We start from the raw sequence: 15,284 nt of genomic DNA, 5'->3' as shown, positions 1-15,284 counted from the left end.
ATGGGCCGTGCAGATATCGGCCGGCGCCGCACTCGGCATCGCGGCGGAGGCGCCGATGGATGCGCGCTTTGGCGGTCTGGACTATGCTGTTCCAGCATTCTACCTCGGTGCGAGGAATGGGAACGGGAGATTCGCCATGGATCAGCAGGGCGCGGGTGGCAAGCCGCCGGTCAAGTCGCAGGAGGATCTTCGCGGGCATTTCGGGCAGGTGAGCCCGCTCGCGGAGAAGAAGGTCCTCCACCATCTCGACAAGTTCTGCCGCGACTTCATCGCGCTGTCGCCGTTCCTCGTCATCGCCTCCAGCGACGGCAACGGCCATGCCGATGCCAGTCCGCGCGGCGATGCGCCCGGCTTCGTCTCCGTGATCGACAACAAGACGCTGCTGATCCCGGACCGGCGCGGCAACAACCGGGTCGATACGTTCGGCAACATCATCGCCTCGCCCGGGGTCGGGCTGATCTTCATGGTGCCGGGCATCAACGAGACGCTGCGCATCAACGGGCGGGCGGAGATTTCGCAGGAGCCGGATCTGCTGACCCCGCTGACGGTGCAGAACGTCACGCCGGTCATCGGCCTCAAGGTGCATGTCGATGAAGTCTACTTCCACTGCGGCAAGGCGCTGATGCGCTCGAAGCTGTGGAGCCCCGCTGCGCAGGTCGAACGCAACAGCTTCCCGACACTCGGCCGGATCATCGCCGAGCAGACCGCCGCGATCGAGGTCGAGGTCGCCGAGAAGGCGATGGAAGAGGCTTATCGCACGCGGCTCTACTGACCCGACCGCTAGGGTGACGTGATTTGCTTCAGGAGTGCCGTATCGCCGAACTCGACGAGTTCGGCGATCTTGCCGTTCTCGATCCTGAAGAGATCGACGACCTCCGTCGTGACCGTGATGTCCTTCGGAATGAAGCGGACCGTGATGGTCGAGTGCACGGCGACGCGGTCACCATCGATGAGGAAGCTCGTGACCTTGCGATCCACGAACTGGAACGCCGTGATGAAATCCGACAGCGCCTGCCGGACATTCGCGTGCCCCTCGACGGCGCCGGTCAGATGAAGAGCCTCTTTGTCACCAACCAGTTCGAAACTGGCGCCGGGGCCAAATGCTTTCATCAGCTCATCGATGTCGCCCTTGTTGCGCGCGGCATATGCCTCAGTGATCAAGCGATGGATTGCTTCGCGGTCTGTCATCGGGAGCCCTCCTCTCCGGCCTGAAAGGCAGCTACTCTACCACACCGGGAGTGCAGCTGGCTCGCAACTTCGGGAGTGCGGACCTGATTTACTCCGCCGCGGGTGAGATCACGCTCGGCGGGCCGCCCTGCCGCTTGCTCTCGTCGGCGTTCGGCTCGCTCGGGGTCAGCTCGTGGTCGGCATGCGAGACCACGAGCCGCTTGCCGAAGCGCCAGATCAGGCCTCCGATGTCGTCCATCACCATGAACATCGCCGGCACGAACACCAGCGACAGCACGGTCGAGAAGATCAGGCCGCCGATCACCGCGAGCGCCATCGGCGAGCGGAACTCGCCGCCGGCGCCGAACGCCAGCGCTGACGGCATCATGCCGGCGGCCATCGCGATCGTGGTCATCACGATCGGCCGGGCGCGCTTCATGCCGGCGTCGATCATGGCCTCCTCGCGCGCCTTGCCGTCGCGGATCGCCTCCACCGCGAACTCCACCAGCATGATGGCGTTCTTGGTGACGATGCCCATCAGCATCAGGATGCCGATCCACACCGGCGTGGTGAGCTGCTTGCCGGTCAGGAGCAGCGCCCCGATCGCGCCGCCGATCGAAAGCGGCAGCGAGAACAGGATGGTGATCGGCTGCAGGAAGGTGCCGAACAGCAGCACCAGCACGGCATAGACCATCATCAGGCCGGCGGTGATCGCGGTGGCGAAGCCGTCGGACAGTTCGGCGAGGCTCTCGGCGTCGCCGGACGGGCTGACCTTGACGCCCTTCGGCAGGCTCTTCATGACCGGCAGGTCGTAGATCAGCCTGGTGGCATCGCCGAGCGCGGCATTGCCGACGAGGTCGGCCGCGACGGTGGCCTGCCGCTCGCGATCGTAGCGGTTGATGCTGGTTGGGCCCTGGTCGAGCTGGATGTCGGCGACGACGGAGAGCGGCACGCCGCCGCGCTCGCCGCGCAGGCCGAGCGGCACGCGCAGCTGCTCCAGCATCTGCAGATCGCTGCGCGCATTGTCCTCGAGCTGGACGCGGATCGGCACCTGGCGGTCGCCGGCGTCGAATTTCGCGAGCGCCGGGCCGACGTCGCCGATGGTCGCGACGCGGATGGTCTGCGACAGGCTCTCGGTCGAGACGCCGAGCCGCGCCGCCAGCTCGGCGCGCGGACGGATGCGCAGCTCTGGCCGATCGAGCGCGGTCTCCGAGATCACGTTAGCGATGATCGGAATCCGCTTCATCTGCGTCGCCAGTTCGCTCGCGACGTTGTTGACGATGTTGCTGTCGGTACCCGTGACCACAAGCGAAATCGCGCGCAGGCCGTTCTCGTCGAGGAACCAGAACCGGATGTCGGGGACGTTATCGAGCTCCTTGCTGATCGACAGCTCGAGCTCGCGCTGGGTGATCTTGCGGTCCGCCTTCGGCGTGTAGTTGATGATCAGCGCGGCGCGGCGCACCTCCTGGATGCCCGGCGGCACGCGGCCGCCGTCGACGAACACGCTCCGCACCTCGGGCCGCTTGCGCAGCCGCGCCACGATCTCCTCGGTGACCTTCTCGGTATAGGCGAGCTGCGAGCCGGGCGGCAGCTCCATGGCCAGCAGCGAGCGCGCGGTGTCCTGCGCGGGCAGGAAGCCTTGGGGCAGCAGCGTGATGCTCCAGATCGACGCGGCGAACACCGCAAAGCCGATCAGCACGGTGACGTAATGGTGCTTCACCGACCAGGCGACGAGGCTGTGATAGCTGCGCAGGATACGGCCCGGCGGTGGGTCGTCGTGGTCATGATGCTTGAGGAAATAGGCCGCCAGCATCGGCGTCACGAAGCGTGCTGCGAGCAGCGAGAAGAACACCTGCACCGACACGGTGATGCCGAACTGCTTGAAGAACTGGCCGGCAATGCCGGACATGAAGCTTGCGGGTGCAAAGATCGCGATGATGGTGAGCGAGATCGCGATCACTGCAAGGCCGATCTCGTCGGCGGCTTCGAGCGCGGCACGATAAGGCGTCTTGCCCATCCGCATGTGGCGGACGATGTTCTCGATCTCGACGATGGCGTCGTCGACCAGGATGCCGGTCGACAGCGTGATCGCGAGAAAGGACACCAGGTTGAGCGAGAAGCCGAGCAGGTCCATCACCCAGAACGCCGGGAAGATCGACAGCGGCAGCGAGACCGCGGCGATGATCGTGGCGCGGATGTCGCGCAGGAACAGCAGCACGATGATCACGGCGAGGATTGCGCCCTCGAACAAGGTGGAGATCGCGGCTAAGTAGTTGCCCTTGGTGAACTCGACCGAGGTGTCGATCAGCTTGAGGTCGACGTCGGGATAAGCGCCCTTCAGCGCGTCGATCCGCTTCTGCACCGCGGCCGCGACCACCACGTCGCTGGCGCCCTTGGAGCGCTTGATGCCGAGCGCCACCACAGGCTCGCCGTTGAAGCGAGCGAAGGTGCGGCGGTCGGCGATGGTGTCGGTGACGGTGCCGAGATCGTCGAGCCGGATCTCGCCGCCGCCGAACAGCGGGATCATGGTGCCCGCGAGCTCGTTCAGCGTCTTGGCGCCGGCCAGCGTGCGGATCGCCTGGTCGTTCTTGCCGATCTCGGCGCGGCCGCCGGCGACGTCGACATTGGTGCCGCGCAGGATCTGGCTGACATTGACGGCGGTGAGCCCGACTGCCTGCAGCTTGTCGGGATCGAGCGAGACCAGGATCTCGCGCTCGACACCGCCGATGCGCTCGACCTGAGCGACGCCGCGCACACCCTGCAACGCGCGCTTGACCACGTCGTCCACGAAGTAAGAGAGCTGCTCCGGCGTCTTGCCAGGCGAGATCGCCGCATAGGTCACGATCGGCAGGCCGATCACATCGACACGCTGGATCAGAGGCTCGGTGACGTTCTGCGGCAGGTTGGCGCGCACGCGGGTGACCGCATCCTTGACGTCGTTGAGTGCGCGGTCGGTATTGGTCTCCAGCGCGAACTGGATGGTGGTCACCGACAGGCCGTCGGTGATCGAGGAGGAGATGTGGCGCACGCCCTCGACGCCGGAGACGCCGTCCTCGATCGTCTTGGTGACCTGCGACTCAAGTTCCGAGGGGGCGGCGCCGAATTGCGAGACCGCGACCGAGATCACCGGAATGTCGGCGCTGGGCAGTCGCGTCACGGCTAGCTTGGTGAAGGAGACCCAGCCCAGCACCAGCAGGATGATCGAGAAGACGATCGAGGGAAGCGGGTTCCGGATCGACCATGCCGAGATGTTCAAAGCCATTGATGTGTCCGATTACCGTGATCGCGTGCGATCGAGTTCTTCGGCGAACATGGTCTTGATCTGGTCGCCGTCATGCAGCGAGGTGCCAGCATCGGCCACGACGATTTCGCCGACGTCGAGGCCATCAAGGATTTCGGTCGAGGTGTCGGAGGTCAGTCCGACGCGCACCCTGCGGGTCTCGATCGTGTTGCCCTTCACCACCTGCAAGGTCAGACGGTCGATCGCCGTGCGCGGCACCGCGACGCCGCAGGAGCGCTTGGCGTCGATATTGGCGCGCGCGAACATGCCGACCTTCAGCGTCGGATTGTTGTTGATGGTGATGCGGACGTGGCCGAGCTGGGTGGCGCGGTCGATCTGCGGCGAGATCTGGCGAACCTTGCCGACGATGTCGGGTGCGTCGTCGCGGCTGATCCGGACATTGGCGCCCGGATTGAGCTTCAGGAGCTGGAAGCCCGGCACCTCGGCGTCGAGCTCGATCTCGTTGTTGACCGAGATCTTGAACATCGGGGGAGCCTGCGGCGAGGCCGGTGCGCCGGGCGCGGTGCGCACCTCGGTGACGAGGCCGGCCGCCGGCGCGCGCAGCACGAGCGGCTTGGCATTGCCCTGAGCCGCCTGCTGCGGCGGCGGGGTCAATCGCGCCAGTTCCTGGTTCTCGGTCACGGTGTCGCCCTCGCGGACCAGCACGTCGGTGACCTTGGAGCCGTCCTGGTCGACATTCACCTGTGCCTCGCGGCGCGGCACGATGAAGCCGGTGACGCGGACCATGTCGGAGAAGCAGGCATTGGTCGATTTCGTCACCACGACCAGCGCCTGGCCGGGCGTCTCCTTCTCCTCCGGATGGGAGCGGTGCTCGAATGCGTAGTAGGCGATGGCCAGCGCCAGGAAAAACACGGTGCCGAGCGCAGGCTTGAGGTATTGGGAAAAGTTCATCGCCTGATCAATCCGGAACTTGGCGCGTCATGACAGTGATTGTCTTGGGCGCTCGTCTGAGGGATGCTTCGGAGCTTGGCCCAGAAGTATTGGCCCAAAAGCAAATGCGCCCCGCCGGGGTGCGGAACGCATTGTAACCTCAAAAAGGAGCCGCGCCACCGCCCATCACATCCGGATCATTTGGATGCGGTGTCCTTGTTTTCGACGTTGACGACCTGCACGCGCCGGTTGACGTCCGCCATCGGGTGGCTCGGGTCCTTGAGCTTGCTCTTGCCATAGCCGACGGTGACCAGGTCGGTGCCGCTGATGCCGTATTTGTCGACGAGATAGCGCTTGATGGCGTCGGCGCGGCGCTCCGAGAGGCCCTGATTGTATTCCTCGCCGCCGGCCGCGTCGGTGTGACCTGCGACCACGAAGGTCGAGCCCTTCAGATCCTGATTGGTCAGGGCGCGGCCGAGCGCCTGTACCGAGGGCAGCGACTTCGCGCTGATGTCGGCGGAGTTGTAGTCGAAGTTGATCTCGAGATCGATCTTCGGCTTGTCCTGGACGATGGTCGCGATTTCCTCGCGTTCGGTCGAGGACAGCGAGCGGGTGGCGCGGCCGCGAACGCTCTGCACGAACTTGGCCTGGTCGGCGTTCAGCCCGGGCGAGGTCTGCGGGCCGACCGAGAGGCCGCGGGTCAGCGGCTTCTTCTCGGGCGTCAGCGCCTTGATGATCTGGTCCTCGGTGACGTTGTCACCGGCGCGGGCGACCGCCATGTCGAATGACAGCATGGCGCCGACGGTCACGACTGAAAGGATTGCGGCCTTCGCCGACGGCTTGAACATCTCGGTCCCTCCTGCGCAGGCTGGCGCGGTTCCATGCAACGTGTCAGATCGATTTTGCCGGCATCGCTGCCCGGCACGTACCCTCTGATTAGTCGCGCGATTTCATCCGTGGTTCGAGCCGCGGGCCGGCCTTGCCTGATCTGTCATTGCACGCCGTAGTCGGCGAATTCCTTGACGATGTTCGGGTCCATCGCCTTGGCGTTGGCGATGTCGAGATCGCCCTCCGCCACCGCGCCGTTGCGCTTCTTGGCGAGGCCGCGCCCGTACAGCGACGAGGTCAGCCGCGGGTTGATCTTCAGCGCGGCGTCGAAATCGGCGATGGCGTTCTTGTTCTGCCCGCCCTTCAGGTTCATCAGGCCCCGGCTGTCGAGCGCATCGACGAAGTTCGGGCGCAGCCGCAGCGCCTCGTTGCAGTCCTTCAGCGCCGCCTGCAGGTCCCCGATCACGGTGCGGACCCAGCAGCGGTTGTTGTAGGCTTCGACATCCTTCGGGTTCAGCCGCAGCGAATCGGTGAAGTCCTTCACCGCGAGGTCGTAGGCACCCTTGCTGGCATAGACCTGGCCGCGGCGATACAGCGCAGCCGCGTCGTCCGGGTTCTTGCCCAGCCGGTCGCTCAGGCTCTTGATCGTCGGATCATCGGCAAGCGCAGGCGGATTGCCTGGAGCCGGCGTGGGCTGGATCACTACGGGCGGAGGCGGTGCGGGTGGCGGCAGTGCGATCTCCGGCGCTTTTGGCGGAGACGGCGGTGCGGTCGCCACTGACGGCTTCGGCGGTGCAGGCGGTGGTGTCGGCGCGGTTGCCGCAGGAGGCGCCGGTGCCGGCGTCGGCGTTGCCGCGGGCGGGGCTGGTGGAGGCGGAGCCGGCGGTGCCGTTGCGACCTCAGTTGACGGAGTTGCGGCGGGGGCGGGCGCAGCGCTCAGGGCTCCCGGTGCGCCGCCCGGAATGAATGAAAAATCTTCAGCCAAGGACGACGAAATCCATGGCACCTGCTCCTGCCGCGAGGCGCGGGTCACGCCGACCCGGGTGCGGTTCAGCGTTTCCTCCGCCATCAGGTCCGGGGTGCGGATCTCCTTCAGCAGTTCCCGCACGAACAGGCTGCGGTCGCTGCCATTGTCCGAGACGACGGACGACAGCGCGGCCGAATACATCACCAGCGTGCCGTTGGGTGCGATGACAGGGGCGAGTCCCGCCGAGAAGCTGCGGAAGCGGCGCTCGAACGGGTTGCGCCTGGAGGCGTCGATCAGCGCGATCTTGACCCCGGCGCCGCGGCTGTTGATCTCGCCGAGCACGGTCTCGAGGCTGAAGCCGTCGCGGCGGACGTCGGCCTCGGCCCAGATCTGGGCGTCGATCGGGATCATGTAGCTCTGCCGGTTCGACTGGATGCCGTAACCCGAGAAGAAGATCAGCGCGACCGAGCCCGGCTTGATCTTGCCATAGAGCCGGTCGAAGGCGCGGTGCATGCCGTCGCCGGTCAGGTTCTCGCCGACCTCGACGGTGAAGCCATCGCGCTTGAGCTCGTCGGCGACGTCGCGGGCGTCATTGACCGGCTCCTTCAGCGGCGCGTCGGCGTCCGGATACTTGGCGTTGCCGATCACCAGCGCGAAACGGTCGCCGGCGGCGATGGACAGGGTGGGCGACGCGATTGAAAAAATCAGCGTGGCGAGCAAGGCAAGGCGGATTTTCATAATCGCGGCAAATCCAGATCGCGGCATTCCGATGGAAATGGCGCCGCTTTCGGCCTGCGCCCCGGGAACCTTACTCTAGCGAAAATCCATTATCAAACCACGGCCGAACTCCCGTCAACGGCTTGTCGCAGCATCGCTTATTGCCGTGACGGCCGCGAGACCGCAGTGCAACAGCATCCGGTCATGGCGGCCATCGCCATCGCGGCATGGTGCCGGTTCCTATGAACCGATAGTGTGATTGCACTCACAGTGGCTCCAGCCCCCTGTCATGCGCTCGTCGCACTGCGCGCGGTTTGACCTTTGCGCAGGGCGATGGCTTTGTGCTCGGGACGGCAAGCCATTCAAAACACAACCGCAAACAAGAGCGAAACCGATGGGAAACGCCTACGAAATCTACGCCCTGCGCTATGCGACGATGTCGCCGCGCACGCCGCACCTCAATTTCCTGGTCCCCGATCCGCACGACACCACGGCGCAGGATCTCGACTATTTCGTCTGGCTGGTCCGTGGCCACGGCCGCGATATCCTGGTCGACACCGGCTTCAACGCCGAGGAGGCCAAGGCGCGCGCCCGCAAGCTGACGCTCAACCCGGTCGATGCGCTGGCCAATTTCGGTGTCAGCGCCGACGCGATCCGTGACGTCATCGTCACCCATCTGCATTACGACCACGCCGGCAATCTGGATCGCTTCCCGAACGCCAAATTCCATCTGCAGGAACGCGAGATGAGCTACGCGACCGGCCGCTGCATGTGCAACGGCATGCTGCGCCATCCGTTCTCGATCGAACACGTCACCCAGATGGTGCGCCATGTCTATGGCGAGCGTGTCACCTTTCATTCCGGCGACGGCGAGATCGCGCCTGGCGTCACCGTGCATCGCGTCGGCGGCCATTCCGACGGCTTGCAGGTGGTGCGGGTCGAGACCGCGCGCGGCCCTGTCGTTCTGGCGTCGGACGCCGCGCATTACTACGCGAACTTGCACAAGAAGAGCCCGTTCCCGATCGTCTACAATGTCGGCGACATGGCGCAGGGCTGGGAGACCGTCGAGCGGCTCGCCGGCCATCCCGACCGCTTCATCCCCGGCCACGATCCGATCGTCAGCGAGATCTATCCGCGCGCCAGCGACAAGGTCGATGCGTTCGCGCTGCATCTGGCGCCGTCGCGATCATTCGCGAAATAGCCTCGCCGATCGGGCGAGGCGCATCTCCACCACTCAAGAAACGTCAAAAAGAAGCAGCGATATGACTGACACCAAGACTCTCGGATTCATCGGCCTCGGCGTGATGGGTGAGCCGATTTGCCGCAACCTGGTCAAGAAGAGCGGGAAGCGCGTCGTCGTATTCGACCTTTCGGCCGAGCCGTTGCAACGGCTCCGCGCCGATGGCGCCGAGGTCGCCGGCTCCGTCGCCGACGTCATCAAGCAGAGCGATGTGCTGTTCCTCTGCCTGCCGAGCGCCAAGCATGTGCGCGCGGTGTTCGAGGGTGACGGCATTCTGAAGCATGCGAGAGCCGGCCAGGTCGTGGTCGATCTCGGCACGTCGTCGGTCAGCCAGACCCGCGACTTTGCCGGGCAGCTCAAGGCCAAGGGGGCGGCCTGGGCCGATGCGCCGATCGCGCGCACCCGGCAGGCGGCGCAGGACGGCACGCTCAGCGTGATGGTCGGTGCGGTGCCCGCGCTCTATGCCGCGATCGAGCCCTTGATCCGCTGCTTTGCCACCGACGTCACCAATTGCGGCGAGGTCGGCGCCGGCCAGGTGACCAAGATCCTCAACAACATGGTGCTGTTCGAGACCGTGAACGCGCTGGCTGAAGCCGTCGCGGTGGCAAAGCACAACGGCGTCGATCCAAAACTGCTGCTGGACACCCTGTCGAAAGGCTCCGCCGACAGCTTCGCGCTGCGCAACCACGGCATGAAGGCAATCGTGCCGGGCGTATTTCCGGAGCGCGCGTTCTCGACCGAATATGCGCTGAAGGATCTGTCCTACGCGCTGGAGCTCGCCGCCGACGCCGGCATCGCAATCCGCGGCGCCGAGCTGATCGGTACGGTGTTGCAGGAGGCGATCGACAAGGGATCGAAGGATAATTATTTCCCTGTGATCGCGAAGCACATCGACAAGGCGTAGCTCCCTCCACCGCCATTCCGGGGCGTGCGAAGCACGAGCCCGGAAGCCATCAGGCCGCACGGTCCGTAGATCAATGGATTCCGGGCTCGACGCTGGCGCGTCGCCCCGGGATGACGAGGGGGTGGCCTAATACACGTCTTTCGCGTCGGCCTCTTCGCTGGTCTGCACCAGCTCGAGGCTGGTCTCGACCTTGCCGAGCAGGCGGCCGAGGTCGCGGCGTTCCTGCGCGGACAGGCAGGACAGGATCTCATGCTCCTTGCGCAACAGCCGCGGGATCAGCTCTTCATACAGCGCCTGGCCCTTCTTCGTTAGCCGCAGGCGGAATTCGCGGCGGTCGTCCGCGTTCTCGACGCGCTCGACGATCTCGCGCTCCATCAGTGCCGACACTGCGCGGCTGATGGTGGATTTATGCGTGCGGGTGCAGTGCGCGATGTATTGCGCGCTGCAGGGATCGCTGCGGAAACCGAGCGTGGCGAGCACGCGCCACTCCGGAATGTCGAGGCCGTAGCGCGCCTGATATTCGCTCGACAGCGCCGAACTCACCTCGGCCGCCACCCGGTTGAGGCGGAACGGCATGAAGTGGAACAGGTCGAGGCGCTTCTTCGCCGGTGCGGCATCGTCGCGCGTGTCTGCTTCCACGGCGCTGCGCTGCCGGATCGGAGGCTGGCTCGCAGAGGTCCTAGCCAAAAATCCCTCCAATTTGAGTTGACGGCGGCCCCGACTGGGGGTTTAAGATAGTTGCAAGTGAGACTAATTTAGCAAGGTCGCGGCCGGCCCGCAAGATGCTGGTCGCAAGCCAGTCACACACAAGCCGCAGCCAAAAGCCGGCGCAAGGGAACATCCAGGGTCACGCATGGCAAACGCCAACTCGGCACAGGCCAAAACCCAGTTCGGCTATCGCCGCCACCCCGACCAGGAGCGGTCGGGCGCCAATGTGGCGGAGCATCCGGTCGTCGTGGTCGGTGCCGGGCCAGTGGGCTTGTCGCTCGCGATCGATCTCGCGCAGCGCGGCCAGCGCGTGGTGCTGCTCGACGATGCCGACCGGATCGGCGAAGGCTCGCGCGCGATCTGCTTCTCGAAGCGCTCGCTGGAGTTCTGGGATCGCCTCGGCGTCGGCGACCGCATGGTCGAGAAGGGCGTGGTGTGGAGCGTCGGCAAGATCTTTCACGGCGCCTCGCAACTCTACCAGTTCAATTTGCTTCCCGAGGAAGGCCACAAGCGGCCAGCCTTCATCAACCTGCAGCAATTCTACGCCGAGGCCTATCTGGTCGACCGCGTCGAGCAATTGCCCGAGATCGATCTGCGCTGGCGCAACAAGGTGATCGCGCTGGAGAGCCGCAACGACGGCGTCGCGCTGACCATCGCAACGCCTGAAGGCTCCTACCAGGTGCATGCTTCGTTCGTCGTCGCCTGCGACGGCGCGCGTTCGTCGCTGCGGCAGATGGTCGGCGCTGAGTTCGCAGGCCAGGTGTTCGAAGACCAGTTCCTGATCGCCGACGTCAAGATGACGGCGGCGTTCCCGACCGAACGCTGGTTCTGGTTCGATCCGCCGTTCCATGCCGGGCGCTCGGCGCTGCTGCACAAGCAGCCGGACGACATCTGGCGCATCGACCTGCAGCTCAATCCGGATGCCGATCCCATCGCCGAGAAGCAGCCGGAGAATGTCCGGCCGCGGATCGAACGCATGCTCGGACATGACAAGTTCGAGTTCGAGTGGATTTCGCTGTACAAGTTCCAGTGTCGCCGGATGGCCAGGTTCATCCACGGCCGCGTGATCTTCGCCGGCGATTCCGCGCACCAGGTCTCGCCGTTCGGTGCCCGCGGCGCCAATTCAGGCCTCGAGGACGCCGAGAACCTGGCTTGGAAGCTCGACCGCGTGCTGCGGCGGCTGTCGCCGGAAAGCCTGCTGGAGAGCTACCACATCGAGCGCAGCGCGGCGGCGGACGAGAACATCCGCGAGTCCACGCGTTCGACCGATTTCATGGCGCCGGTGACGAAGCAGGAGGCGCGGCTGCGGCAAGCCGTGCTGTCGCTCGCGGAGGATACCGAGTTCGGCAAGCGCATGGTCAATGGCGGCCGGCTGTCGGTGCCGTCGGTCTACGACACGCCGCTGTCGAGTGGCGATCGCGACGATTGGCGCGGCGGCCCGCGGCCGGGCGCCTCGATGCTGGATGCGCCGCTGACGGAGCAGGGCGGTGGTGCGACCTATCTGACCGATGTTTTCATCAGGCAGGGGACGCGCTTCACGCTGCTGGAGTTTGGCAATGGCACGGCTGTCGATGTCCCCGAGGGCGTCGGCACTATCCGGGTCGGCGGTGAGGGCGGGCTGGTCGATGCGCGCGGCCTTGCCGGCAAGCGCTACGATGCTGAGCCCGGCACCGCCTATCTGCTGCGGCCGGATGGTTATGTCGCGGCACGCTTCCGCAACGCGGCGCGGCCTGCGCTCGATGCGGCGCTGGCGCGCGCATCCGGCCTGAATTGAGGTGTTGCTGATGGCGCTGTCGACCAGTTCGAACTTCGCAAAGCCCGATGACGCCTTCCGCGCCATCGTCGAGGCGCATCGCGGCCTCACCGAGGCGCAGAGCGCCGATCTAGATGCCGCGCTGGTTCTGGTGCTCGCCAACCATATCGGCGATCTCGACGTGCTGTGCGAGGCAATCGCTTTGGCGAAGCGGCGGATGCCGGACGCGAGCCAGCAGCAGCAACAGCAGCAACAATAGCACGGGCCAAGCCTGGATGATTTTGGTTCAAATCGAACGGCAGCTTCCGCTTCACCTCGCCCCGCCTGCGGGGAGAGGTCGGAACGCATCGTCAGATGCGTTCCGGGTGAGGGGGAGCTTCCGCGGACGCATCTGTCACCGTTTACGCGGAGACAGCCCCTCACCCCAACCCTCTCCCCGTAAGAACGGGGAGAGGGAGCGCATGAAGACAGGATTGAACTGATGGCCAAAGGTTTCGCATCGACCACGGATCTCACCGAGAAGAAGGTCACATTCTCCGAGATCGGCACCGATCTCTACGCTTTCACCGCCGAGGGCGACCCCAACACCGCCGTGATCGTCGGCGAGGACGGCTGCCTGGTGTTCGACGCGCAGGCGACGCCCGCGATGGCCAACAAGGTGATCGAGCGGGTCAAGACCGTCACCGACAAGCCGATCAAATATGTCGTGCTGTCGCATTACCACGCGGTGCGGGTACTCGGCGCCTCGGCCTATCACGCGCAGGGCATCGTGGCCTCGCAGGAGACCTATCGGCTGATCGAGGAACGCGGCCAGCAGGATTGGGATTCGGAATACGGCCGCTTCCCGCGCCTGTTCCAGGATGCGGCAAGCATTCCCGGCCTGACCTGGCCGACGCTGACCTTCGAGGGCGAGATGTCGATCTATCTCGGCAAGCGCGAGGTGCGGCTGATGCAGCTCGGCGCCGGTCACACCTCGGGCGACATCGTCGCCTGGGTGCCGGATGCCGAGGTGATGTTCTCGGGTGACCTGATCGAATACCACTCGGCCTGCTATTGCGGCGATGCGCATCTGCGGGAATGGCCGATGACCTTGAACGAGATCCGCGCCTTCAATCCGAAGGCGATCGCGCCGGGCCGCGGCGATGCGCTGAAGGGCCTCGAGACCGGGCGTGATGCGATCGCGATGACCCGCGACTTCGTCACCACGCTCTATGGCGCCGCCGAATCGTCCGTCGCCAAGGGCCGCTCCTTGAAGGAATCGATGGCGGCGACGCGCGAGGTGATGGATCCGAAATTCTCGAGCTTCGCGATCTACGAGCACTGCCTGCCGTTCAACGTTTCACGTGCCTATGACGAGGCATCCGGGATCGACGATCCCGTGATCTGGACCGACAAGCGCGACCAGGAAATGTGGGCCGCCTTGCAAGGAGGAGGATAGACATGAACATCAATACCTCGCCTGATCAGATCGTGCGCAGCTCGGGGCAAGTGACCCCGGGCTACATGTCCGGCTTCGGCAACAGCTTTGAGACCGAGGCGCTGCCCGGCGCGCTGCCGATGGGGCGCAACTCGCCGCAGCGCTGCGCCTACGGGCTCTATGCCGAGCAGCTCTCCGGCTCGCCGTTCACGGCGCCGCGCGGCACCAACGAGCGCTCCTGGCTCTACCGCATCCGTCCGTCGGTGCGGCACTCCGGCCGCTTCGCCAAGGCAAATAGCGGGCTGTGGCGTACCGCGCCGTGCCACGAATACGATATGCCGATCGCGCAACTGCGCTGGGACCCGGCGCCGATCCCGAAGCAGGACATGACCTTCCTGCAGGGCGTGCAGACCATGACCACCGCGGGCGATGCCAACACCCAGGCCGGCATGGCGGCGCATGTCTATCTCATCACCAAATCGATGGTCGACCAGCATTTCTACAATGCCGACGGCGAGATGATGTTCGTGCTGCAGCAGGGCGATCTGCGGCTGGTCACCGAGTTCGGCCGCATCGATGCCGAGCCGGGCGAGATCGTGGTGATCCCGCGCGGCGTCAAGTTCCGCGTCGAGATCCCGAATGGTCCGGCGCGCGGCTATCTCTGCGAGAATTACGGCGGTGCCTTCACGCTGCCGGAGCGCGGCCCGATCGGCGCCAATTGCCTGGCCAATTCGCGCGACTTCCTGACGCCGGTGGCCGCCTACGAGGACAAGGACACGCCGACCGAGCTCTACGTGAAATGGGGCGGCGCGCTGTTCAAGACCACGCTGCCGCATTCGCCGATCGACGTGGTCGCCTGGCACGGCAATTATGCGCCGTACAAATACGATCTGCGCACCTTCTCGCCGGTCGGCGCGATCGGCTTCGATCATCCCGATCCGTCGATCTTCACGGTGCTGACTTCGCCGTCGGAGACCGCCGGCACTGCGAATATCGACTTCGTGATCTTCCCGGAGCGCTGGATGGTGGCCGACAATACCTTCCGTCCGCCGTGGTACCACATGAACATCATGTCGGAGTTCATGGGCCTGATCTACGGCGTCTACGACGCCAAGCCGCAGGGCTTCGTGCCCGGCGGTATCTCGCTGCACAACATGATGCTGCCGCACGGCCCCGACCGCGAAGCCTTCGAGCATGCCAGCAACGGCGAGCTGAAGCCGGTCAAGCTGACCCGCACCATGGCCTTCATGTTCGAGACGCGTTTCCCGCAGCGCGTGACCAAGCATGCGGCGACGTCGTCGACGCTGCAGGATGACTACTCGGATTGCTGGAAGGGGTTGGAGAAGAAGTTCGATCCGACCAGGCCGTAGCCAGCCGTCATTCCGGGGCGCGCGAAGCGCGAGCCCGGAATC

Annotated in this window: 13 protein-coding genes; 7 read left to right on the top strand and 6 right to left on the bottom strand. The window is 65.3% G+C overall.

Going from position 1 to position 15,284, the window contains the following annotated elements; translation table 11 throughout:
• The first annotated feature begins 136 nt into the window (after positions 1-136).
• Positions 137-772, top strand: a complete 636-nt coding sequence (locus JQ507_31745; GenBank protein QRI69387.1) for a pyridoxamine 5'-phosphate oxidase family protein — start codon at positions 137-139, stop codon at positions 770-772.
• Between the two features lie 8 nt (positions 773-780).
• Here JQ507_31745 and JQ507_31740 read toward each other — a convergent pair whose 3' ends face one another.
• The 5 genes from JQ507_31740 to JQ507_31720 all read right to left on the bottom strand — a co-directional run bounded on the left by JQ507_31740 (position 781) and on the right by JQ507_31720 (position 7,871).
• Positions 781-1,188 (bottom strand): nuclear transport factor 2 family protein, encoded by a 408-nt coding sequence (locus tag JQ507_31740; protein ID QRI69386.1) that lies wholly within the window; start codon positions 1,186-1,188, stop codon positions 781-783.
• Positions 1,189-1,276: 88 nt separating this feature from the next.
• Positions 1,277-4,429, bottom strand: coding sequence for an efflux RND transporter permease subunit (locus JQ507_31735; GenBank protein ID QRI69385.1), 3,153 nt, complete (start codon positions 4,427-4,429; stop codon positions 1,277-1,279).
• 12 nt (positions 4,430-4,441) lie between these two features.
• Positions 4,442-5,359 (bottom strand): efflux RND transporter periplasmic adaptor subunit, encoded by a 918-nt coding sequence (locus JQ507_31730; GenBank protein ID QRI69384.1) that lies wholly within the window; start codon positions 5,357-5,359, stop codon positions 4,442-4,444.
• Positions 5,360-5,535: 176 nt separating this feature from the next.
• A complete protein-coding gene (locus JQ507_31725; GenBank protein QRI69383.1) occupies positions 5,536-6,186 on the bottom strand; it encodes an OmpA family protein in 651 nt (216 codons plus the stop codon).
• Between the two features lie 143 nt (positions 6,187-6,329).
• Positions 6,330-7,871 (bottom strand): caspase family protein, encoded by a 1,542-nt coding sequence (locus JQ507_31720; GenBank protein QRI69382.1) that lies wholly within the window; start codon positions 7,869-7,871, stop codon positions 6,330-6,332.
• Positions 7,872-8,244: 373 nt separating this feature from the next.
• Between JQ507_31720 and JQ507_31715 the strand changes: the two genes are divergently transcribed.
• Together JQ507_31715 and JQ507_31710 are read left to right on the top strand one after the other, a co-directional pair.
• A complete protein-coding gene (locus JQ507_31715) occupies positions 8,245-9,051 on the top strand; it encodes an N-acyl homoserine lactonase family protein (GenBank protein QRI69381.1) in 807 nt (268 codons plus the stop codon).
• Between the two features lie 61 nt (positions 9,052-9,112).
• Positions 9,113-9,994, top strand: coding sequence for an NAD(P)-dependent oxidoreductase (locus tag JQ507_31710; protein QRI69380.1), 882 nt, complete (start codon positions 9,113-9,115; stop codon positions 9,992-9,994).
• Positions 9,995-10,120: 126 nt separating this feature from the next.
• Here JQ507_31710 and JQ507_31705 read toward each other — a convergent pair whose 3' ends face one another.
• A complete protein-coding gene (locus JQ507_31705) occupies positions 10,121-10,681 on the bottom strand; it encodes a MarR family transcriptional regulator (protein QRI69379.1) in 561 nt (186 codons plus the stop codon).
• A 166-nt stretch (positions 10,682-10,847) separates the two neighbouring features.
• Between JQ507_31705 and JQ507_31700 the strand changes: the two genes are divergently transcribed.
• From JQ507_31700 to JQ507_31685, 4 genes are all read left to right on the top strand, one after another.
• Positions 10,848-12,476 carry an FAD-dependent oxidoreductase gene (locus JQ507_31700; GenBank protein ID QRI69378.1) on the top strand — a complete coding sequence of 543 codons (1,629 nt, stop codon included), beginning with the start codon at positions 10,848-10,850 and terminating at the stop codon, positions 12,474-12,476.
• A 10-nt stretch (positions 12,477-12,486) separates the two neighbouring features.
• The gene (locus JQ507_31695) at positions 12,487-12,714 is read left to right on the top strand and encodes a DUF2783 domain-containing protein (GenBank protein QRI69377.1); all 228 of its coding nucleotides are present in this window, start codon (positions 12,487-12,489) and stop codon (positions 12,712-12,714) included.
• A gap of 222 nt (positions 12,715-12,936) precedes the next feature.
• Positions 12,937-13,893 (top strand): MBL fold metallo-hydrolase, encoded by a 957-nt coding sequence (locus JQ507_31690; GenBank protein QRI69376.1) that lies wholly within the window; start codon positions 12,937-12,939, stop codon positions 13,891-13,893.
• Between the two features lie 2 nt (positions 13,894-13,895).
• Positions 13,896-15,242, top strand: a complete 1,347-nt coding sequence (locus JQ507_31685; GenBank protein QRI69375.1) for a homogentisate 1,2-dioxygenase — start codon at positions 13,896-13,898, stop codon at positions 15,240-15,242.
• Positions 15,243-15,284 lie beyond the last annotated feature (42 nt).

The sequence above is a fragment of the Bradyrhizobium sp. PSBB068 genome, assembly GCA_016839165.1.
GTDB lineage: Bacteria > Pseudomonadota > Alphaproteobacteria > Rhizobiales > Xanthobacteraceae > Bradyrhizobium.
This window is presented reverse-complemented; position numbering and strand designations above follow the sequence as displayed.

Bases quoted from the DNA above. Each gene is read 5' to 3' on its own strand.
- JQ507_31745 (QRI69387.1), top strand. From the start codon at position 137: ATGGATCAGCAGGGCGCGGGTGGCAAGCCGCCGGTCAAGTCGCAGGAG.
- JQ507_31740 (QRI69386.1), bottom strand. From the start codon at position 1,188: ATGACAGACCGCGAAGCAATCCATCGCTTGATCACTGAGGCATATGCC.
- JQ507_31735 (QRI69385.1), bottom strand. From the start codon at position 4,429: ATGGCTTTGAACATCTCGGCATGGTCGATCCGGAACCCGCTTCCCTCG.
- JQ507_31730 (QRI69384.1), bottom strand. From the start codon at position 5,359: ATGAACTTTTCCCAATACCTCAAGCCTGCGCTCGGCACCGTGTTTTTC.
- JQ507_31725 (QRI69383.1), bottom strand. From the start codon at position 6,186: ATGTTCAAGCCGTCGGCGAAGGCCGCAATCCTTTCAGTCGTGACCGTC.
- JQ507_31720 (QRI69382.1), bottom strand. From the start codon at position 7,871: ATGAAAATCCGCCTTGCCTTGCTCGCCACGCTGATTTTTTCAATCGCG.
- JQ507_31715 (QRI69381.1), top strand. From the start codon at position 8,245: ATGGGAAACGCCTACGAAATCTACGCCCTGCGCTATGCGACGATGTCG.
- JQ507_31710 (QRI69380.1), top strand. From the start codon at position 9,113: ATGACTGACACCAAGACTCTCGGATTCATCGGCCTCGGCGTGATGGGT.
- JQ507_31700 (QRI69378.1), top strand. From the start codon at position 10,848: ATGGCAAACGCCAACTCGGCACAGGCCAAAACCCAGTTCGGCTATCGC.
- JQ507_31695 (QRI69377.1), top strand. From the start codon at position 12,487: ATGGCGCTGTCGACCAGTTCGAACTTCGCAAAGCCCGATGACGCCTTC.
- JQ507_31690 (QRI69376.1), top strand. From the start codon at position 12,937: ATGGCCAAAGGTTTCGCATCGACCACGGATCTCACCGAGAAGAAGGTC.
- JQ507_31685 (QRI69375.1), top strand. From the start codon at position 13,896: ATGAACATCAATACCTCGCCTGATCAGATCGTGCGCAGCTCGGGGCAA.